Source organism: Streptomyces europaeiscabiei (genome assembly GCF_036346855.1).
Classification (GTDB): Bacteria; Actinomycetota; Actinomycetes; order Streptomycetales; family Streptomycetaceae; genus Streptomyces; species Streptomyces europaeiscabiei.
In genome coordinates, this window is record NZ_CP107841.1 from 7,706,713 (window position 1) to 7,726,441 (window position 19,729).

General features: G+C 69.6%; 15 protein-coding genes. 10 read left to right on the plus strand and 5 right to left on the minus strand.

All coding sequences use genetic code 11. The features are described 5' to 3' along the window. The first annotated feature begins 166 nt into the window (after nt 1–166). Entirely contained in the window at nt 167–2,161 is a 1,995-nt protein-coding gene (locus OG858_RS33670; RefSeq protein ID WP_086751112.1) for an ATP-dependent DNA helicase, read from the plus strand. 187 nt (nt 2,162–2,348) lie between these two features. Here the strand turns inward: OG858_RS33670 and lexA are convergent, their stop codons facing one another. After that, nucleotides 2,349–3,125, minus strand: coding sequence for a transcriptional repressor LexA (lexA, locus tag OG858_RS33675; RefSeq protein ID WP_020114122.1), 777 nt, complete (start codon nt 3,123–3,125; stop codon nt 2,349–2,351). A 537-nt stretch (nt 3,126–3,662) separates the two neighbouring features. Here lexA and nrdR point away from each other — a divergent pair. Both nrdR and OG858_RS33685 read left to right on the plus strand, forming a co-directional pair. Continuing rightward, a complete protein-coding gene (gene nrdR, locus OG858_RS33680; protein WP_086751114.1) occupies nt 3,663–4,226 on the plus strand; it encodes a transcriptional regulator NrdR in 564 nt (187 codons plus the stop codon). A 159-nt stretch (nt 4,227–4,385) separates the two neighbouring features. Beyond that, nucleotides 4,386–7,280, plus strand: a complete 2,895-nt coding sequence (locus tag OG858_RS33685) for a vitamin B12-dependent ribonucleotide reductase (RefSeq protein WP_319064326.1) — start codon at nt 4,386–4,388, stop codon at nt 7,278–7,280. 90 nt (nt 7,281–7,370) lie between these two features. On the opposite strand, the gene OG858_RS33690 is transcribed toward OG858_RS33685, so the two are convergent. After that, entirely contained in the window at nt 7,371–7,904 is a 534-nt protein-coding gene (locus tag OG858_RS33690; RefSeq protein WP_086754265.1) for a TerD family protein, read from the minus strand. A gap of 153 nt (nt 7,905–8,057) precedes the next feature. Here OG858_RS33690 and OG858_RS33695 point away from each other — a divergent pair, with 153 nt between their 5' ends. The 4 genes from OG858_RS33695 to OG858_RS33710 all read left to right on the plus strand — a co-directional run bounded on the left by OG858_RS33695 (nt 8,058) and on the right by OG858_RS33710 (nt 12,249). After that, complete coding sequence (locus tag OG858_RS33695; protein WP_319064327.1) at nt 8,058–8,663, plus strand: YdbC family protein; 606 nt, start codon at nt 8,058–8,060, stop codon at nt 8,661–8,663. A gap of 124 nt (nt 8,664–8,787) precedes the next feature. Continuing rightward, entirely contained in the window at nt 8,788–9,447 is a 660-nt protein-coding gene (locus OG858_RS33700; protein ID WP_078935341.1) for a histidine phosphatase family protein, read from the plus strand. A gap of 12 nt (nt 9,448–9,459) precedes the next feature. Then, nucleotides 9,460–10,362 (plus strand): ADP-ribosylglycohydrolase family protein, encoded by a 903-nt coding sequence (locus tag OG858_RS33705; RefSeq protein WP_327724991.1) that lies wholly within the window; start codon nt 9,460–9,462, stop codon nt 10,360–10,362. A gap of 237 nt (nt 10,363–10,599) precedes the next feature. Further along, on the plus strand, nt 10,600–12,249 hold the full coding sequence (locus tag OG858_RS33710; RefSeq protein ID WP_328544177.1) for a DUF4153 domain-containing protein: 1,650 nt from the start codon (nt 10,600–10,602) through the stop codon (nt 12,247–12,249). A gap of 97 nt (nt 12,250–12,346) precedes the next feature. Here OG858_RS33710 and OG858_RS33715 read toward each other — a convergent pair whose 3' ends face one another. Next, nucleotides 12,347–13,897 (minus strand): MFS transporter, encoded by a 1,551-nt coding sequence (locus tag OG858_RS33715; protein ID WP_328544176.1) that lies wholly within the window; start codon nt 13,895–13,897, stop codon nt 12,347–12,349. A 170-nt stretch (nt 13,898–14,067) separates the two neighbouring features. Between OG858_RS33715 and OG858_RS33720 the strand changes: the two genes are divergently transcribed. From OG858_RS33720 to OG858_RS33730, 3 genes are all read left to right on the plus strand, one after another. Next, entirely contained in the window at nt 14,068–14,682 is a 615-nt protein-coding gene (locus OG858_RS33720; protein WP_319264452.1) for a TetR/AcrR family transcriptional regulator, read from the plus strand. A 91-nt stretch (nt 14,683–14,773) separates the two neighbouring features. Continuing rightward, entirely contained in the window at nt 14,774–15,475 is a 702-nt protein-coding gene (locus OG858_RS33725; protein ID WP_086751095.1) for a ribonuclease HII, read from the plus strand. A gap of 68 nt (nt 15,476–15,543) precedes the next feature. Further along, entirely contained in the window at nt 15,544–16,149 is a 606-nt protein-coding gene (locus tag OG858_RS33730; protein ID WP_319264455.1) for a hypothetical protein, read from the plus strand. A 433-nt stretch (nt 16,150–16,582) separates the two neighbouring features. On the opposite strand, the gene OG858_RS33735 is transcribed toward OG858_RS33730, so the two are convergent. Together OG858_RS33735 and OG858_RS33740 are read right to left on the minus strand one after the other, a co-directional pair. Next, nucleotides 16,583–17,209 carry a hypothetical protein gene (locus OG858_RS33735; RefSeq protein WP_037700867.1) on the minus strand — a complete coding sequence of 209 codons (627 nt, stop codon included), beginning with the start codon at nt 17,207–17,209 and terminating at the stop codon, nt 16,583–16,585. 258 nt (nt 17,210–17,467) lie between these two features. Next, nucleotides 17,468–19,648, minus strand: a complete 2,181-nt coding sequence (locus OG858_RS33740; protein WP_327748310.1) for a RecQ family ATP-dependent DNA helicase — start codon at nt 19,646–19,648, stop codon at nt 17,468–17,470. Nucleotides 19,649–19,729 lie beyond the last annotated feature (81 nt).

The window sequence follows — 19,729 nt, forward strand, 5'->3', positions numbered from 1 at the left end:
GCGCCGATCCGGTTCCCGATCGAACCGACTCGATTTCCGGCCTCCGAGAATCGGCCCTTCCCGACGAAGAGAACCCGGCCTTGATCCCGCCCCTCCTGCCACTCCCGCCCCGTGCCTCCGCCTTGATAACCCGTTTGTCAGTGGTGACCCGTAGGGTGGTCGCGCTATGACGAAGCCCTCACTCCACGAACTCCTGCATGCCGCCGTCGCCGCTGTCGGCGGCATGGAGCGCCCCGGCCAGGTGACCATGGCCGAAGCCGTCGCAGAGGCGATCGACGACGGCTCCCATCTGCTGGTCCAGGCGGGTACCGGCACCGGCAAGTCGCTCGGTTATTTGGTGCCCGCGCTCGCACAGGGGGAGCGCGTCGTCGTCGCGACGGCGACCTTGGCGCTCCAGCGCCAGCTGGTGGAGCGGGACCTGCCGAGAACGGTCGACGCGCTGCATCCGCTGCTGCGCCGCCGCCCCGAGTTCGCGATGCTCAAGGGCCGGTCGAACTACCTGTGCCTGCACCGCCTGAACGAAGGCGTGCCGCAGGACGAGGAGGAGGGCCTCTTCGACCAGTTCGAGGCGGCCGCGCCCTCCAGCAAGCTGGGCCAGGACCTGCTGCGGCTGCGGGACTGGTCGCAGGAGACCGAGACCGGCGACCGGGACGACCTCACCCCGGGTGTGTCCGACCGTGCCTGGGCGCAGATCTCCGTCTCGTCCAGGGAGTGCCTGGGCGCTACGAAGTGCGCGTACGGCGCCGAGTGCTTCGCCGAGATGGCCCGGGAGCGCGCCAAGCTCTCCGAGGTGGTCGTCACCAATCACGCGCTGCTCGCGATCGACGCCATCGAGGGTGCGCCGGTGCTCCCGCAGCACGAGGTGCTGATCGTGGACGAGGCGCATGAACTCGTCTCACGGGTGACCGGAGTGGCGACCGGCGAGCTCACGCCGGGCCAGGTCAACCGCGCTGTGAAGCGGTCGGCGAAGCTCGTGAACGAGAAGGCCGCCGACCAGCTCCAGACCGCCGCCGAGGGATTCGAGCGGGTCATGGAGCTGGCGCTGCCGGGCCGCCTGGAGGAGGTCCCCGAGGACCTGGCGTACGTCCTCATGGCGCTGCGCGATGCCGCCCGTACGGTGATCTCGGCGATCGGCAGCACGCGCGACAAGTCCGTCCAGGACGAGGACGCCGTCCGCAAGCAGGCGCTGGCGGCCGTGGAGAGCGTGCACGACGTGGCGGAGCGGATCAGCAACGGTTCCGAGTGGGACGTCGTCTGGTACGAACGCCACGACCGCTTCGGCGCGTCCCTGCGCGTCGCCCCGATGTCGGTGTCGGGTCTCCTCCGGGAGAAACTCTTCGCGGACCGTTCCGTCACCCTGACCTCGGCCACCCTCAAGCTCGGCGGCGACTTCAACGGCGTGGGCGCGTCATTGGGGCTGGCGCCGGAGGGCACTCAGGGGGACGACCTTCCGCAGTGGAAGGGAGTGGACGTCGGATCGCCGTTCGACTACCCGCGGCAGGGCATCCTCTACGTCGCCAAACATCTGTCGCGGCCCGCGCGGGACGGCGACCGGGCGGACATGCTGGACGAGCTCACGGAGCTGATCCAGGCGGCCGGCGGCCGGACGCTCGGCCTGTTCTCGTCGATGCGAGCAGCCCAGTTGGCGGCGGAGGAACTGCGCGTCCGGATCCCCGAGTACCCGATCCTGCTCCAGGGCGAGGAGACGCTCGGCGAGCTGATCAAGGGCTTCGCGGCCGACCCGAGGACCTGCCTCTTCGGCACGCTGTCGCTCTGGCAGGGCGTCGACGTGCCCGGGCCCAGCTGCCAGCTGGTCGTGATGGACAAGATTCCGTTCCCGCGCCCCGACGACCCTTTGATGAGCGCCCGCCAGAAAGCCGTCGAGGAGGCGGGCGGCAACGGCTTCATGGCCGTCGCCGCCACTCACGCGGCCCTGCTGATGGCCCAGGGCGCGGGCCGGCTCGTACGGGCGCAGGGAGACCGAGGTGTGGTCGCCGTACTGGATCAGCGCCTGGCGACCGCGCGGTACGGCAGCTATCTGAAGGCGTCACTGCCCGATTTCTGGTACACGACGGACCGTAACCAGGTCCGCAGGTCGCTCGCCGCGATCGACAGCGCGGCGAAGGACAGGGAAGCAGAGGCGGAGAAGGCGGAGGCGTGAACGACCGGTGGCCTGTCCCGATCGTTTCGGGGACAGGCCACCGGCCGTTCTGCGCACGGACTCAGGGCCCGGACCGTGCTTCTTCGGCGGGTCCTGGACAGCCCAGGGCCCCGGAACCGGCGCAGTGGATTCCGGGGCCCGGATCGTGGGCGGGGACGGGCCATGGGCGACCGTCCGCCGCTGGGTGTCACACGCGGCGCAGCACGGCCACCACCTTGCCGAGGATGGTCGCGTCGTCACCCGGGATGGGCTCGTAGGCGGCGTTGTGCGGGAGCAGCCAGACGTGGCCGTCCTCGCGCTTGAAGCGCTTGACCGTGGCCTCGCCGTCCAGCATGGCGGCCACGATGTCGCCGTTCTCGGCGACGGGCTGACGGCGGACCGTCACCCAGTCACCGTCGCAGATGGCGGCCTCGATCATGGAGTCACCGACGACCTTGAGGACGAAGAGCTCGCCGTCGCCCACCAGTTGGCGGGGGAGCGGGAACACGTCCTCGACGGACTCCTCGGCGAGGATCGGGCCACCGGCGGCGATCCGGCCCACGAGTGGCACGTACGAAGCGGCCGGCTTGCCGGCCGTGTCCGTCGGCTGTGCCGAGGACTGGTCGGAACCGCGGACCTCGTACGCACGCGGGCGGTGCGGGTCGCGGCGCAGGAAGCCCTTGCGCTCCAGTGCCATCAGCTGGTGTGCCACGGAGGACGTGCTGGACAGGCCGACCGCCTGGCCGATCTCCCGCATCGACGGCGGGTATCCGCGCCGCTGCACCGAGTCCCTGATCACCTCGATGACCCGGCGCTGCCGATCGGTGAGCCCGGAGCTGTCCGCCCTGATCCCTGGAGGTCGGCCGGGCAGGGCTCGCTTGGGCCCTTCATGGTTCGTGGCTTCGTTCATCGCATGCACCGGCTCGAGTCGGCTCTGGGAGCGGTCCTGGGCAGTGATGGTGGCACTGTCAGCGGTGGTGGTCACGTCGGCCCCTCTCGATGGTCTCCCGTGCAGCACAACGGTAGTTGCTTTCGAAAGGTTGCGCCAAACACACGTTCGAGTGAAAAACCGTGGATTGCCTGACGTGACCAGGTGTCTGGGTGTAGGGCCTGCGGTCCGACCGACAAAAGGGCTGATTGCTGTACTCTTCACCGCCGGGGCGAAGGGCCTTGTGGGCCGCTGTCACCGTGTGGCCCAGTCTGCCACCCGGTACTCCGTCGACCGAGTACCGACCCCTTTTTCCGCGGTGCCCGCCGTATCCCCGTCCGTTCCGCGACGGCACGGCTGCGCTCCGCGACGGTGTCCTCGTCCGGCACATGCCCATACGTGGGCGACACGCGTGCCGTGGGCGGATTTACGTGCCAAGCCCTACATCTAGTGCTTGGATTGCTGTAACAGCCCAGAAGTTGTGGTCCCCCGGGTCCTGGGGCTCTTGGTCATCCCCTATGCTTGGGGCTGCTTCCGCGGGGCCCAAGAGGCCCGTGGGGGCTATCGAGTCGTGCTGTGAGGAGGGTTGGAGTCATGCACTGTCCCTTCTGCAGGCACTCCGACAGCCGTGTCGTCGACAGTCGTACGACGGACGACGGCACGTCGATCCGCAGGCGCCGCCAGTGTCCCGACTGCTCCCGTCGTTTCACGACGGTGGAGACGTGCTCGCTGATGGTCGTCAAGAGGTCCGGCGTGACCGAGCCCTTCAGTCGTACCAAGGTCATCAATGGTGTCCGCAAGGCATGCCAGGGGAGGCCTGTCACCGAGGACGCGCTGGCCCAGCTCGGTCAGCGGGTCGAGGAGGCGGTGCGTGCCACCGGAAGTGCCGAACTGACCACCCATGACGTGGGACTGGCCATACTCGGCCCGTTGCAGGAGCTCGACCTCGTCGCCTACTTGCGGTTCGCCTCGGTCTACCGGGCGTTCGATTCGCTGGAGGACTTCGAGGCCGCCATCGCGGAACTCAGGGAAGAGCAGGACAAGCGCCCCGACGCGAACGACGAGGACGTCGAGAACGCGGTCGAGGGACGCCCGAAGAACGACCGCGGGTCCGGAGGGGCTGCCCAAGTCCCCGTGCCCGCCAACGCCGCCGACTGACGGCGAGCCGCATCGCCGGACCGATGGGTCCGGACGATCGGCGGCGATCCAGGCCTGTCGCGAACGGCTGGGCCAGCCGGGTCGCGACACAAGACAGAACACCGTGTCACGGGAACAACGTGGCACTTCAGGGCGTTTTCGCCCGTACAGGGAGGCGGCATGACAGAGACGGCGAGCGGTCCGGCACGGAGTTCCCGCGCCAAGGGCACCAAGGCGAACAGGGGCCTGCGTATCGAGCGCATCCACACCACCCCCGGCGTGCACCCGTACGACGAGGTGGTCTGGGAACGCCGTGACGTCGTCATGACCAACTGGCGCGACGGCTCGATCAACTTCGAGCAGCGTGGCGTCGAGTTCCCCGACTTCTGGTCGGTGAACGCGGTCAACATCGTCACCAGCAAGTACTTCCGCGGCGCCGTGGGCACCGCTCAGCGTGAGACCGGCCTCAAGCAGCTGATCGACCGCATCGTGAAGACGTACACGAAGGCCGGCGAGGACAACAGGTACTTCGCCTCGCCGGCCGACGCCGAGATCTTCGAGCACGAACTGGCGTACGCCCTCCTGCACCAGATCTTCAGCTTCAACAGCCCTGTCTGGTTCAACGTGGGCACCCCGCAGCCCCAGCAGGTCTCCGCCTGCTTCATCCTGGCCGTCGACGACTCCATGGAGTCGATCCTCGACTGGTACAAGGAAGAGGGCATGATCTTCAAGGGCGGCTCCGGCGCCGGCCTGAACCTCTCGCGCATCCGCTCCTCCAAGGAGCTGCTCTCCTCCGGCGGCAACGCCTCCGGCCCGGTCTCCTTCATGCGGGGCGCCGATGCCTCCGCGGGAACGATCAAGTCGGGCGGCGCCACCCGCCGCGCGGCCAAGATGGTCGTTCTCGACGTGGACCACCCGGACGTCGAGGACTTCATCGCCACCAAGGTGAAGGAGGAGGAGAAGATCCGCGCCCTGCGCGACGCGGGCTTCGACATGGACCTGGGCGGCGACGACATCACGTCCGTCCAGTACCAGAACGCCAACAACTCGGTCCGCGTGAACGACGAGTTCATGACAGCCGTCGAGAACGGCACCGAGTTCGGCCTCCGCGCCCGTATGACCGGCGAGGTCATCGAGAAGGTCGACGCCAAGGCGCTGTTCCGCAAGCTAGCCGAGGCCGCGTGGGCCTGTGCCGACCCGGGCATCCAGTACGACGGTGTGATCAACAACTGGCATACCTGCCCCGAGTCCGGCCGCATCACCGCGTCCAACCCGTGCAGCGAGTACATGCACCTGGACAACACGTCCTGCAACCTCGCCTCGCTGAACCTGATGAAGTTCCTCAAGGACGACGGCAAGGGCACCCAGTCCTTCCAGGTCGAGCGCTTCGCCAAGGTCGTCGAGCTCGTCATCACGGCGATGGACATCTCCATCTGCTTCGCCGACTTCCCCACTCAGAAGATCGGCGAGAACACCCGCGCCTTCCGCCAGCTCGGTATCGGCTACGCCAACCTCGGCGCCCTGCTGATGGCGACCGGCCACGCGTACGACTCCGACGGCGGCCGTGCCCTCGCCGGTGCCATCACCTCCCTGATGACCGGCACGGCGTACAGGCGCTCCGCGGAACTGGCCGCGGTCGTCGGCCCCTACGACGGCTACGCCCGAAACGCCGACGCCCACAACCGCGTCATGAAGCAGCACTCCGACGCCAACGGCACGGCCGTGCCGATGGACGACCTGGACACCCCGGTGTGGGCGGCCGCCACCGAGGCCTGGCAGGACGTGCTGCGCCTCGGCGAGAAGAACGGCTTCCGCAACTCGCAGGCGTCCGTACTCGCGCCGACCGGCACGATCGGTCTGGCCATGTCCTGCGACACCACCGGTGTCGAGCCGGACCTTGCGCTGGTCAAGTTCAAGAAGCTGGTCGGCGGCGGCTCGATGCAGATCGTCAACGGCACGGTCCCGCAGGCCCTGCGCCGCCTGGGCTACCAGGAGGAGCAGATCGAGGCGATCGTCGCCCACATCGCCGACAACGGCAACGTGATCGACGCCCCGAGCCTCAAGCAGGAGCACTACGGGGTCTTCGACTGCGCCATGGGCGAGCGTGCCATCTCCCCGATGGGCCACGTCCGCATGATGGCCGCGATCCAGCCGTGGATCTCCGGTGCCATCTCCAAGACGGTCAACATGCCGGAGACGGCGACCGTCGAGGAGGTCGAGGAGATCTACTTCGAGGCCTGGAAGCTGGGCGTCAAGGCGCTCGCGATCTACCGCGACAACTGCAAGGTCGGCCAGCCGCTCTCCGCCAAGACCAAGGACTCGGAGAAGGCCGAGATCACCGAGAAGGCCGAGGACACGATCCGGGCCACGGTCGAGAAGGTCGTCGAGTACCGCCCGGTCCGCAAGCGCCTGCCGAAGGGCCGCCCCGGGATCACGACCTCCTTCACGGTCGGCGGGGCCGAGGGCTACATGACCGCCAACTCCTACCCGGACGACGGTCTCGGTGAGGTCTTCCTGAAGATGTCGAAGCAGGGTTCGACCCTCGCGGGCATGATGGACGCCTTCTCCATCGCGGTCTCCGTGGGCCTCCAGTACGGCGTTCCGCTGGAGACGTACGTCTCGAAGTTCACCAACATGCGCTTCGAACCGGCCGGTATGACGGACGACCCGGACGTGCGGATGGCGCAGTCGATCGTCGACTACATCTTCCGCCGCCTGGCGCTCGACTTCCTGCCCTTCGAGACACGCTCCGCACTCGGCATCCACTCCGCGGAGGAGCGCCAGCGCCACCTGGAGACGGGCTCCTACGAGCCCACCGACGAGGACGTCGACGTCGAGGGTCTGGCGCAGTCGGCCCCGCGGCAGACGGACCTGAAGGCCGTCGTCACCCCGAAGGCCGCGGCCGAAGTGGCCGCGCCCGCCCCGAAGCAGGCCCACACCAGCGCCGAACTGGTGGAGATGCAGCTGGGCATCCATGCCGACGCCCCGCTGTGCTTCTCCTGCGGTACGAAGATGCAGCGGGCCGGCTCCTGCTACATCTGCGAAGGCTGCGGCTCGACGAGCGGTTGCAGCTGATCTGAGCGCCCCCGGGCGCGAACCGGCAGATCAGGGCGGTGGAGCCGAAATTCGGCTCCACCGCCCTCGCTGTTTCTGACGTGCGGCGCCTCAGGATCGGGGCGGGCTGCCCATGACGCGCGCGAAGGCCGCCGGATCCTCGTCGTAGCCGGTGATACCGGGGTGGAAGACCCACTCGCCGGTGGCGTCACGCACGAACTCGGCGATGGTTGCGGCGGTGGAACCGAGGACGCTGCCGAAGTCGTCCTCCGCCAGGACCGTGTAGGCCTCACGGATACGCAGGCCGGGCTGGTGGACGTTGGCGAAGGTCTTCTCGCCGGACCCCTGCTGTATGGCGACACCGATGACGACCCGCCCGTAGCGGCTGTCGAGGCGGTTCAGCTCCACGGTCATGATCTCGTCCCAGCCGAAGCCCTGGCCGGTCTTGCTGTCACGGTTGAGGGTGATGGTGCCGTCGGGCGAGCGGCTGTCGAAATGCACGACATAGGCAGGACTGCCGCTCGGATCGGCCGCCGGGTAGGTCGCCGCGATGATGTCGAGATCCGTCGGCGGCTGTCCGGTGGGGCTGGGGTCCCACTTCACCGACACCTCGACCTTGCGGATGCCCTTGTTGAGGCCGTTCAACAGAACTCTCCTCCCCGTTCCTCTGCGCTGCGAGTCGAACTGCCTGGCGGTCCAGGCCAGTTGTCCATCCTCGCACGCGCGCGGGGGCGCTCGCCCGGGTGCAACCTGTCGGAGAGTGACCGCCGCCACGTTCCGTGGCCTTACCATGGCGCGGTGCTGGTCAAGTGGATTCGCTGCACCGTGGTGGACCGCCGCGGTTTCGAGCGGGGGCAGCGAAAGTGGGCGGGGCTTCTGGGGGAGCCGGGATTCCGGGGACAGGGTGGGGGTTGGAGTCGGGCGCGGCCCGGAGTGACGCACATCTTCTCCTTCTGGGAGAGCCGTGCCTTCTACGACTCCTTCATGGCGCGCTCCCACGACCGGCTGGCCGCCTCGCAGTCGGGCACCTTCAAGGACATTCAGGTCAAACTCTTCGACCACCGCTTCGATGTGAAGACCGGTTTCGAGCCGCGCTTCACCGACGCCGATCTGGTGCGGGTGGCGCATTGTCGTGTCCACGAAGACCGCGCCGAGCACTTCGCTCTGATGCAGGAGAAGGTCTGGAACCCGGCGATGGCCGGCTCTCCGGGCATGCTGCGGGGCCTGTTCGGGGAGGCGCCGGGGCACGAGTTCATGATTCTTTCCATGTGGCGGTCGGCCGCCGAGCACGGCAAGTACCGAGCGGAGCGCATCGAACGCCTCGCCCTGCGGGCCCAGCTCGAGGCCGATGTCGCGGCTCTGGCGGGCGACATCGTGGAACTGGAGCCGAGCTGGACCGTTTGAGATCCGAACTCGGCTTGGTTTGGATCTCCAACCTCGGCGGTCGATGTGCGGGACTTGTGTGACCTACGCCGTATGACACCCGGACGAGTGCTCGATCCGCCGTCGTCCCCTTTAGGGTCTTGGCATGGCACGACCACGGCGCATCATCCTTGTCCGACACGGCGAGTCAACGGGCAATGTTGATGACACCGTGTACGAGCGCGAGCCCGACCACGCTCTCGCGCTCACCGATCTCGGCTGGCAGCAGGCTGAGGAGACCGGAAAACGCATCCGCGACGTCCTCGGCCGAGAGCGCGTCAGCGTCTACGTCTCGCCGTACCGCCGTACGCACGAGACGTTCCAGGCGTTTCATCTGGACCCCGAGCAGGTCCGCGTGCGCGAGGAGCCCAGGCTGCGCGAGCAGGACTGGGGCAACTGGCAGGACCCCGGCGACGTGCGACTCCAGAAGGCCTACCGGGACGCGTACGGGCACTTCTTCTACCGCTTCGCGCAGGGGGAGTCCGGCGCCGATGTGTACGACCGGGTCGGCGGTTTCCTGGAGAGCCTGTTCCGCAGCTTCGAGGACCCCGACCACCCGCCGAACGTCCTGCTGGTCACCCATGGGCTCGCCATGCGGCTGTTCTGCATGCGCTGGTTCCACTGGACGGTGGCGGAGTTCGAGTCGCTGTCGAATCCCGGGAACGCGGAGATGCGGCTGCTCGTTCTGGGGGAGGACGGCAAGTACGCGCTCGACCGACCGTTCGACCGCTGGCGGAACCCGGAATCGTACGGGGCCACCGGATAGAGTGGCAGGGCGATGACCGCTGACTCCTCTTCCGACGGCCGCCTGGAGCGTGCCCTGTCCAGCCTGCGCGGACTCGCGGTGGGGGACGCGCTGGGCTCGCAGTACTTCGTGCCCGTGAACTACCCGCTGCTCAAGCGCCGCGAGACCCCGTCCGGCCCCTGGCAGTGGACCGACGACACCGAGATGGCCTGTTCCGTCGTGGCGGTCCTGGCGGCTCACCACCGGATCGACCAGGACGATCTGGCCCGCTCCTTCGCCGTGCACCACGACTTCGACCGGGGCTACGGCCCCGCGGTCAACCGCCTGCTGCGTCTCGTCCGGGAAGGCGGCGACTGGCGTGAGCTGGCCTCCGCCCTCTTCAACGGCCAGGGATCCTGGGGCAACGGAGCCGCCATGCGGATCGCGCCGCTGGGCGCCTGGTATGCGGACGACCCCGAGCAGGCCACCCATCAGGCGGAGATCTCGGCCTACCCCACGCACCAGCACCGCGAGGCCGTCGTCGGCGCCATGGCCGTAGCCGCTGCTGCCGCCCTGGCGGCCGACCCGGCCGGACCGCCGAGCGCGGGAGCACTGCTGGACGGCGTCATCGCGCTGGTCCCGAAGAGCGCTGTGGGCGCGGGACTGCGGCGCGCCCGGGACATGCTCGACTACGCCGACGCGGACACCGTGGCCGCCGTACTGGGCTGCGGGCGGCGCACGACGGCGCATGACACCGTGCCGTTCGCGCTCTGGTCGGCGGCACGCGCCTTGGGTGACTACGAGCAGGGTTTCTGGACGACGGCCCAGGTGGGCGGTGACGTCGACACGACCTGCGCCATCGTCGGCGGAGTGGTCGCCTCCGGGAAGACCGGGACACCTCCCGAGGCATGGGTGGCGCATACCGAGGCGTTCCCGAGCTGGCTCCAGGTGGGATAGCGGACCGAAGAGGGTGCGCTTCCCAGGCTCCGTCGGCCGCAACCGCCTCGACTGTCACAGGAGTGCCACAGTGCCCTACTGGGGCGACCATGCGTGCTCTCCTGCGGCATACCCTGTCCGCCACGCCGCCTGTTGATCATGACGAGACGCGGCGACGAAGTACCGGCCACGGGCCTTCCGCCGCAACTGCGCGCTGCGCGGGATGGGCGCCGAGGGCCGGTCGGGGGAGGGGGTCCCATGTCCGAAACACCGTCGGCACCACCCACGCCGGAGCCCGAAGTCCCGGCACCCAGGGCACGCGCCGCGACCGAGGAGAGCCGCTCAGGGCCGAAAGCGCCCACGGACGTCGTACCGGCGCGTAGGGCGGGCGAGCCCGGACCGACACCGGGCGGACCGCCGCCCGCAGTGCCCGGACGGACCGACCTCGGCCATGATGATCCCGCACCGATCCGCACCGCGACCCTCTGGGCCGCCCTGGCCACCGGCGTCCTCAGCATGATGCTGCTGGGCGAGGGATTCGCGGTCAACATACTCGTCGTCGCCGTGCCCGCGACGCTCGCCGTGTACTTCGCCGGACGGCGAGCGGGCCGCCGCCCGCGACCGTGGGCGCTCGTCTGGGGCATCGGCGGGGTCGCCCTGCTGACCGTGCCTGCGCTGCGCGCCGCCGAGTGGCCTTCCTTCCTCGCTGTTGTCACCGCGCTCGGGGCGGGCTCCCTCGCCCTGCACGGCGGCCGCACCTGGCCCGCGGTCCTGCTCGGCCCGGTCGGCGTGTTCACCTCGCTGGTCACCGGCCCGGCCTGGGCCTGGCAGGGGCTGCGCGAGCGGGTGGGCGGCGACCGAGGCCGTCTGGCGCCCTTGCTGCGGGCACTGGTCGTGGCCGCGATCCTGCTCTTCGTCTTCGGCGCGCTGTTCGCCGGGGCCGACGCGGCCTTCGCGGATCTGCTCGGCGCTCTGGTGCCCGATGTCTCCGTGTCCGACGGGCCTTGGCGGATCCTGCTTTTTTCACTGGGCCTTTTCGGGACCCTCGCGGCGGCGCGTACGGCGGCTGCGCCGGCCCGCTGGGACCGTGTGCAGGTGCCCGCAGGCCGCGCCCGAGGCCGCGTCGAGTGGGTGGTGCCGCTGGTGGGGCTCGTCGCGCTCTTCGCCGTCTTCAACGCCGTCCAGCTCGCCGTGCTCTTCGGCGGCTACGACGCCGTCCTGAAGAAGACCGGCCAGACGTACGCCGAGTACGCGCGCCAGGGGTTCTGGCAGCTGCTCATGGCCACGCTGCTCACCCTGCTGGTCATCGTGGTCGCCCTGCGCTGGGCACCGCGCACTCGATCGGGTGACCGGACGCTCGTGCGCGGTGTGCTGGGAACCCTGTGCGCGCTGGCGCTCGTTGTCGTGGCATCCGCTGTGCGACGTATGGACATGTATGTGGAGGCCTATGGGCTGACGCGGCTGAGAATCTCGGTGCTGACCATGGAGCTGTGGCTGGGCCTGGTCATCGTGCTCATCATGGCCGCCGGGGTGTGGGGCGCCCGCTGGCTCCCGCGCGCCGTCGCGGTCAGCGCGGTCGCCGTGGTGCTGGCATTCGGGCTGGCGTCGCCGGATGCACTGATCGCCGAGCGCAACGTCGAGCGGTACGAGACCACGGGCCGCTTCGACCTCCCCTACGCCAGGGGGCTGTCCGCCGACGCGGTGCCCGCCCTGGACAGACTCGAGGAACCCATGCGGTCGTGCGTGCTGTGGGACATCACGGAGGAGCTGAACGAGCGGCACCACCTTCCCTGGTATGCCACGAGCTGGGGCGAGGCAGAGGCCAGGCGGATTCTGGACGAGCGTCCGCCGACACCGGGGGCGAGTGGCCCGGCGTGCGGTGGGTTGGAGCCGGAGTCCTACCGCTGAGCAGCCGGCGTGCGGCTCCACACGGCCGGACCATGCCCTTGTCGTCGTTCCCCTGGGCGTGGTCCGGCCGTCCGCAGCCGCTTCCGTGGTCGTCCAGTCAGCCGCCCGCGGCGGGGCCTGCCGTGCCGGAGAGGGCTTCCAGGTCGCTCTTGCGGACCCTGATCACGAAGATGGCGGTGACCAGGGCCAGCACGGCCATCGCGACGGCCGGGACGAACGCCGTCGAGATGCCCTGGGCGAGCACTTCGTGACCCCAGGGGGCGGGCAGCTGCTGGGTCCTGGCGAACTCGGCCTTCTGCTCGTCCGTGGCCTGGGCCATGAAGAGCTGCACCTGCTTGTCCGCCTCGTCACGGCTGGCCGTACCGAAGACCGTGGTGAGGATGGACAGGCCGAGCGAACCCCCCACCTGCTGTGTGACGTTGAGCAGACCTGAGGCCGCGCCCGCCTCGTGCGGGGCGACCCCGGAGACCGCCGTCAGGGTCAGCGTCACGAAGTTCAGGCCCATGCCGAAGCCGAACAGCACCATCGGGCCGAGCACTCCGCCGGCGTAGGAGCTGTCGGGACTGATGAGGGTCTGCCAGCCCAGGCCGAGAACGACCATCGTCGAACCGGCCACCATGAACGGCTTGGGCCCGAGCACCGGCAGGAACCGCTGGGACAGACCGGCACCCGTGACGATCGCGACGGTCACCGGGAGGAAGGCCAGGCCGGCCTCGATCGGCGTGTATTGCAGCACGTTCTGCACGAACAGCACGATGAAGAAGAACATCCCGAACATCGCCGCGGCGAGGCTCAACATGATCACGTACGTGCCCGAGCGATTGCGGTCCGTGAACATCCTCAGTGGGGTGATGGGCTCCTTGGCCCGCCTCTCGATGAAGCCGAACACCAGCAGCAGGGCCACCGCCGCCGCGAAGGAACCGATGGCCAGGCTGTCGCGCCAGCCGTCCTCCGCCGCGCGGATGAACCCGTAGACCAGCGAGGCCATGCCGGCTGTCGAGGTGAGCGCGCCCGCGATGTCGAACCGTCCCGGGTGCCGCTCGGACTCGCTGATGTACATCGGGGCGAGGACGGCGATCAGGACGCCGATGGGCACGTTGACGAACAGCACCCACCGCCAGTCGAGCCACTCGGTGAGCATGCCGCCCGCGAGCAGTCCGATGGCGCCGCCACCTGCGGAGACCGCGGCGAAGACGCCGAACGCCCGGTTCCGCTCGGGCCCTTCGGGGAACGTCGTGGTGATGAGCGCCAGCGAGGTCGGCGACGCGATCGCCCCACCGACGCCCTGGAGCGCCCGAGCCGCCAGCAGCTGCCAGGGCTCCTGGGCGAGTCCGCCGAGCAGCGAGGCGAGTGTGAAGACGAGGATTCCGGTCATGAAGACACGACGGCGGCCGAGGATGTCACCGGCCCGGCCGCCCAGGAGCAGCAGACCGCCGAAAGTCAGCGTGTAGGCGCTGACCACCCATGTCAGTTCGGTGGTACTGAATTTGAGCGCGTCTTGAATGTGCGGGAGTGCGATGTTCACAATCGTCGCGTCGAGTACCACCATGAGTTGGCAGGCCGCGATGACGGTGAGCGCGATGCCGGGGTGCCCCTCCCGGCGGGCGGCTCCCGGCTTCTGATCCTGAATCAACGGAGAGGTTGTCACTATGGGTCCCCCACAAGTGCCTTAGTGAACGCTTGCGTTCACTGACGCGTCCACGGTAGTGAGTCCCCCTTAGTGAACGCAAGCGTTCATTGAAGTCGCCGCCGTGGTGTGCGTCGCCCAGCGCTTCCGCTTCTCGCATCCCCACCCCTCGGCTCAACGGAGAAACACAGATGGTCACTTCGCGCTGGACGGCCGCTCCCGCTCAGACGGCCTCCCCGCGTCGGCGCGGCGCCGTGCTCGAGCGCGCGATCCTCGATGCCGCGCTCGAACAGCTCAGTACGGTCGGCTGGAGCGGCCTCACCATGGAGGGGGTCGCCGCCGGCGCCCAGACGGGCAAGGCGGCGGTCTACCGCCGCTGGCCCTCGAAGGAGGACCTCGTGGCCGACGCGCTCCAGGCCGGGCTGCCGCGCTTCGAGGAGGCGCCGGATCTCGGGAGTGTGCGCGAGGATCTGCTGGAGCTGTGCCGGCAGGCGCGCGAGGCGATGTTCTCCCGGCCAGGATTTGCTCTGCGCGCAGTGATTCACGAATGCGACACCATGCAGGCCGAGCGCTTCCATGCCGTGATCATCGGGGGCGTCGTGGAGCCGACGGTCAAGCTCCTGCGAGAGGTGGTTGAGCGTGGAATCAGACGTGGAGAGGTGCGGACCGATGCGGCCAACAGTTATGTCTTCGATGCGATTCCGGCCATGATGATGTATCGCTCAAAAATGTGCGGGAGTGAATGGAAGGAGCGTGACCTCGAGGAGATGATCGACCAGTTGATGGTGCCGTTGCTGTGTCGGTGAGGCGCCTGAACCGGGTCGGCGAGGGGGCTGGGAACGCCCTGGGAAACCTGGGTGTCGTGTGAGGGCGCGGGCGGCGTAGGCTAAGGGCGCCATGCCGTACGAACCACCTACTCACACCGTCGAGCGCTCTTTGCGTGCCACGACCGGAGCGAAGATCGTTGCCGGTGTCGACGAGGTGGGGCGCGGAGCGTGGGCCGGTCCCGTCACCGTCTGCGCGGCGGTCACCGGACTGCGCCGACCACCCGAGGGCCTCACCGACTCCAAGCTCCTGACGATCAAGCGACGGGAGTCGCTCTCCGAGGAACTGCTGAAGTGGGTGACGTCGCACGCCCTCGGTCACGCCTCCCCGGAGGAGATCGACGACCTGGGCATGACGGCCGCACTGCGGCTGGCAGCGGTACGGGCCCTCGACGCGCTTCCGGTGAGGCCCGACGCGGTCATCCTCGACGGCAAGCACGACTACCTGGGCTCACCCTGGCGGGTCCGTACGGTGATCAAGGGCGATCAGTCCTGCGTCGCCGTGGCGGCCGCCTCGGTGATCGCCAAGGTTCAGCGCGACAAAATGATGGCCGAACTGGGTGTCGACCATGCAGACTTCGGTTTCGCGGCCAACGCCGGGTACCCGTCGCCTGTCCACAAGGCCGCGCTGGCGGAGCGGGGACCCACCCCGTACCACCGGTTGTCGTGGGCGTATCTTGATGCGCTGCCCCAGTGGCGGCACCTCAAGAAGGCCCGCACCTGGGCGGACGGAAACGTTCCAAAGATCGAAGGCCAGCTCGGCTTCGACTTCTGACGGATTCGTTCGCACTCATGTGCCACCCGCCGATGCGGGTCGCATCAGTGTTTGATAAAAATCAGCTCATGCCTCTCATTCCCGAGGAGCCTCAGATTCACGAGAGTGCCCAGGGCCCGCGTGCCACTCCGGCCAGCGGCCGGGTCGCACCGACCCCCCGTCCCGTACCCGGTCCCCGTCCCGCGGCTCCGCCGCGTCCCGGTCGTCCGGGTCCTGCCCGGCCGGTGCCGGCCCAGCGCGCGGCGCACGCCGCGGTCAAGCCCGGGCCGTCCGCTCCTGCCGCCACCCCGCAGATCCAGTTGGTCCCGGCCTCGGTCGAGGGCGCACTGGACTCCGCCGAGGAAGCCGTCGACCTGCTGCTGGAGTCGGGCCGTGCGCCCGGCGACGTGCTGGTGATCACCACCGGTGAGTCGCATCCGTGGGCCGACCACGAGCTCTCCTTCGGCGAGGCCTCCTACTGGGCCCAGCACGACGCGGGCGACGACGTCTTCTACGCCGATGCCTCGGCCATCGAGCGGGCCGCGGCGCGTCCCGTGGTCGTGGTCGCCGTCAACGGCGGAACCGAGTCCGTCGCCGCGCAGGCGCTGCCCAAGGCCCTCGGCCGGGCCCGGACCCTGCTGATCGTGTGCGGTGACCCGCAGACGATCAACTCGGTGCTGGGCGCCGGAGTCTGAGCGACTGCGGACCTCGCCCCGGTCGGCCCGTCAGGGCTCGCCGGGGAGCTGTTCGCACCACCGGACAACGACCAGGGTGCCACCACGGCCACACCCCGCGACGGGCGCTTCGGCGTGCCTGCGGGGTGTTTCGGCGTGTCCGGAAGTGCTTCGCCGGAGGGTTCGCGCGCGGATACCCCGTGCCTTGTCGGTGCGGTGCGGTGCGGTGCGGTGCGGTGCGGTGCCGGCCGGATCCTGGTGTCGTGTGGGCTGAGGGTGCGAGGGCGGGTGGTCCTGCGGGAGTTGCGGGAGCGGCCGCCGTGGCTGGCTGCCAAGAGGTGTCCCTGGGACCGGCCGTGGACCCGCGCTGGGGTCGGGGGTCTTTCCGCACCCCCGCCGGCTCGGGCGCGGGTGCGGGTTGGATCGTCGTGGCCGCGTCGGAAGCCGAAGCGGCTCAGCGTGCCGCGGCTCGGCGGAGTACCTCCGACGCGACGCCGCCGGTGCGTGGCATGGGAGGCGGTGCCACGGCTGTGGCGAAGGGCTCGGCCGGTGAGTCCGCGTGGGGACGACGGCCGCCGCGCCCCTCGCCGAGAACCTGCCAGCCGTCACGTGTCAGCGTGATGTACGCGCCGCAGCGCAGCCCGTGCAGTGTGCAGGCGTCCCGCAGCCCCCACATCCACGCCCCGTCCTCCTCCGTCCAGCGCCCGTCGCCGTCACGGCAGTAGAGCAGCACGGCCGTTCGCACCGGGGTGCGTCGGCGCAGGTCGTGGGGAATGACCCTGCGCAGCTGGGAGAGGAGCGCGTTGCGGAACATCCAGCCGTCGGCCGGGGCCGGACGTCGGATGAACGAGGCGCTCGCCCTCAACCGCTCGTCGGGATCCAGGACGGCGATGACCGCCGTCGCGGGCCGGGGCTGATGCCGTGCGTGCAGCCCGCTGACGACCTCTCGGGGATTGCGCAACAGCGGAATCCCGGCGGCGGTCCACTCCGCGGGCTCGAGCATGCGGTTGGCGGAAGCGGCGGACAGGTCGGCAGGCGTCGACACGGAGGCCGCCGAGGACGGAGCGAATCCGAAGGTCACGATCCTCCCTTCGGCTACGCGCCCACTCTGCGGGCGAGGGTCGGACTTGGGGGAGCGCACGCCGCAGCAGAAGCCCTACCGATTCACGGTTAGGCCGTGCGGGGAGCGGACTCCAATTCTTCCTGGCGAACTTGGTTGCGGCAACGAGCAATTGGGGCCACTGACAGTTTTGTGGTGATTCACTGCTTATATCCCTGCGCATAGGACTCGGCGGCAACGCCCAGGCGGCACCGTGCCCACGCCCGGTTGACCTGTCGGTCACGCCCGGACGGCGAGAACGAGTGGCAACACCCCCTGTGCACCCGCGCGCCGGAGCACACGCGAGGCGACCGCGAGGGTCCAGCCGGTCTCGGTGGCGTCGTCGACCAGGAGCACGGGCCCGCCCGCCTCCTGGAGGGCGACGGCCAGCTCGGGCGGCACGGTCAGCGCCCCGTCGAGCGCCTTGAGCCGTTGTGCGCTGTTGCTACGGGTGACCTGGGAAACCGCGCCGGTGTACGCCACCGACCCCAGCAGGGGCAGGCGGCCGACCTCGGCGATCCGCGCGCCCAGGGAATCGATCAACTGCGGCCGGGAACGGGACGCCATCGTGACGACACCCACCGGGCGGGGCTGGGCGTCGGCCCGACCGGAGGCCCAGCCGCCGGGGCCCTTGGCCCAGTCGGCCAGCACGGCCACCACGGCCTTCGCCACATCGTCCGGGACCGGCCCGTCGGGGGCCTGGGGCGCCAGCATCGGCCGCAGTCGATTGCCCCAGCCGATGTCCGACAGCCGCCCCAACGCCCGTCCCGGAGCGGCCTGCTCACCGGCCGGAATACGCCCCTTCAGATTGACCCCGACCGCCGGCAGCCCCGTCGGCCACATCTTGCGGGGCTCGACCTCGACACCCGCGCGCCCCAACTCGCCACGCGCCGCGTCCAGTGCCGCAGCGGAGACGGAATCCGTGAACCTGGGCTTCGTGCAGGTGTCGCACCGTCCGCACGGGACGGCTTCCTCGTCGTCCAACTGCCGCCGCAGGAACTCCATTCGGCAACCCTGCGTCGCGACGTACTCACGCATCGCCTGCTGCTCGGTGGCGCGCTGCTTGGCGACCCAGGCATAGCGCTCGGTGTCGTACGACCAGGAGGCGCCGGTGGAGACCCAGCCGCCCTGGACGCGTCGGACCGCACCGTCCACGTCCAGGACCTTGAGCATCGTCTCCAGCCGGGAGCGGCGCAGTTCCACCAGGGGTTCGAGGGCGGGGAGGGACAGCGGTCGCTGCGCGTGCGCGAGGACGTCGAGGGTGCGGCGCACCAGTTCCTCCGGGGGGAAGGCGACCGAGGCGAAGTACTCCCAGATCGCCTGGTCCTCCTTGCCGGGCAGGAGCAGCACTTCGGCGTGCTCGACACCACGGCCCGCGCGGCCCACCTGCTGGTAGTAGGCGATGGGGGAGGACGGCGAGCCCAGGTGGACCACGAAGCCCAGGTCGGGCTTGTCGAAGCCCATGCCCAGCGCGGAGGTGGCGACCAGGGCCTTGACCCGGTTGGCCAGCAAATCCTCCTCGGCCTGCTGCCGGTCCGCGTTCTCCGTCTTGCCCGTGTACGACGTCACGGTGTGCCCGCCCTGGCGCAGGAACGCGGTGACCTCCTCGGCGGCGGCCACGGTGAGGGTGTAGATGATTCCGGAGCCCGGCAACTCGACCAGGTGGTCGGCGAGCCAGGCCATCCGATGGGCGGCGTCCGGTAGTTCGAGCACTCCGAGGCTCAGGCTCTCGCGGTCCAGCGGCCCACGCAGGACCAGCGCATCCGTGCCGCCGCCGGTGCCCAACTGTTCGGCCACATCGGCCGTTACGCGCGCGTTGGCGGTCGCGGTGGTGGCGAGCACCGGGACACCGGGCGGAAGGTCGGCCAGCATGGTGCGCAGTCGGCGGTAGTCGGGACGGAAGTCGTGACCCCAGTCCGAGATGCAGTGCGCCTCGTCGACCACGAGAAGACCGGTCGCGGCCGCCAGCTCCGGCAGGACCTGATCACGGAAGTCCGGGTTGTTGAGCCGCTCGGGGCTGACCAGGAGCACGTCGACCGTGCCCGCGGTGACCTCCTGGCGGATCGTGTCCCACTCCTCCGTGTTCGAGGAGTTGATGGTCCGCGCGTGGATTCCGGCGCGGGCGGCCGCCTCCACCTGGTTGCGCATCAGGGCGAGGAGCGGGGAGACGATGACGGTGGGGCCCGCGCCCCCCTCGCGCAGCAGGGCGGTCGCGACGAAGTACACCGCGGACTTGCCCCAGCCCGTGCGCTGCACGACCAGGGCTCGGCGTTTGTCCGCGACCAGCGCCTCGATGGCGTGCCACTGGTCCTCGCGCAGCCGCGCCACGCCCGCCGGGGCGCCGACGAGGCGGGCGAGCACGGCATCGGCGGCCGTACGCAGATCTTGGCGGTCCGTGGTGGGCTGGTCTTCGTCGCTCATGGCCCCATGCAACCCGATGCCTCGGACATCGCGCGAACGAGCCGGGCGAACTGTGGACAGATTCTGACGTGATCACGATCG

Coding starts and splice junctions, on each gene's coding strand:
- OG858_RS33670 (WP_086751112.1), top strand. CDS start 167: ATGACGAAGCCCTCACTCCACGAACTCCTGCATGCCGCCGTCGCCGCT.
- nrdR (WP_086751114.1), top strand. CDS start 3,663: ATGCACTGTCCCTTCTGCAGGCACTCCGACAGCCGTGTCGTCGACAGT.
- OG858_RS33685 (WP_319064326.1), top strand. CDS start 4,386: ATGACAGAGACGGCGAGCGGTCCGGCACGGAGTTCCCGCGCCAAGGGC.
- OG858_RS33700 (WP_078935341.1), top strand. CDS start 8,788: ATGGCACGACCACGGCGCATCATCCTTGTCCGACACGGCGAGTCAACG.
- OG858_RS33705 (WP_327724991.1), top strand. CDS start 9,460: ATGACCGCTGACTCCTCTTCCGACGGCCGCCTGGAGCGTGCCCTGTCC.
- OG858_RS33710 (WP_328544177.1), top strand. CDS start 10,600: ATGTCCGAAACACCGTCGGCACCACCCACGCCGGAGCCCGAAGTCCCG.
- OG858_RS33720 (WP_319264452.1), top strand. CDS start 14,068: ATGGTCACTTCGCGCTGGACGGCCGCTCCCGCTCAGACGGCCTCCCCG.
- OG858_RS33725 (WP_086751095.1), top strand. CDS start 14,774: ATGCCGTACGAACCACCTACTCACACCGTCGAGCGCTCTTTGCGTGCC.
- OG858_RS33730 (WP_319264455.1), top strand. CDS start 15,544: ATGCCTCTCATTCCCGAGGAGCCTCAGATTCACGAGAGTGCCCAGGGC.
- OG858_RS33740 (WP_327748310.1), bottom strand. CDS start 19,648: ATGAGCGACGAAGACCAGCCCACCACGGACCGCCAAGATCTGCGTACG.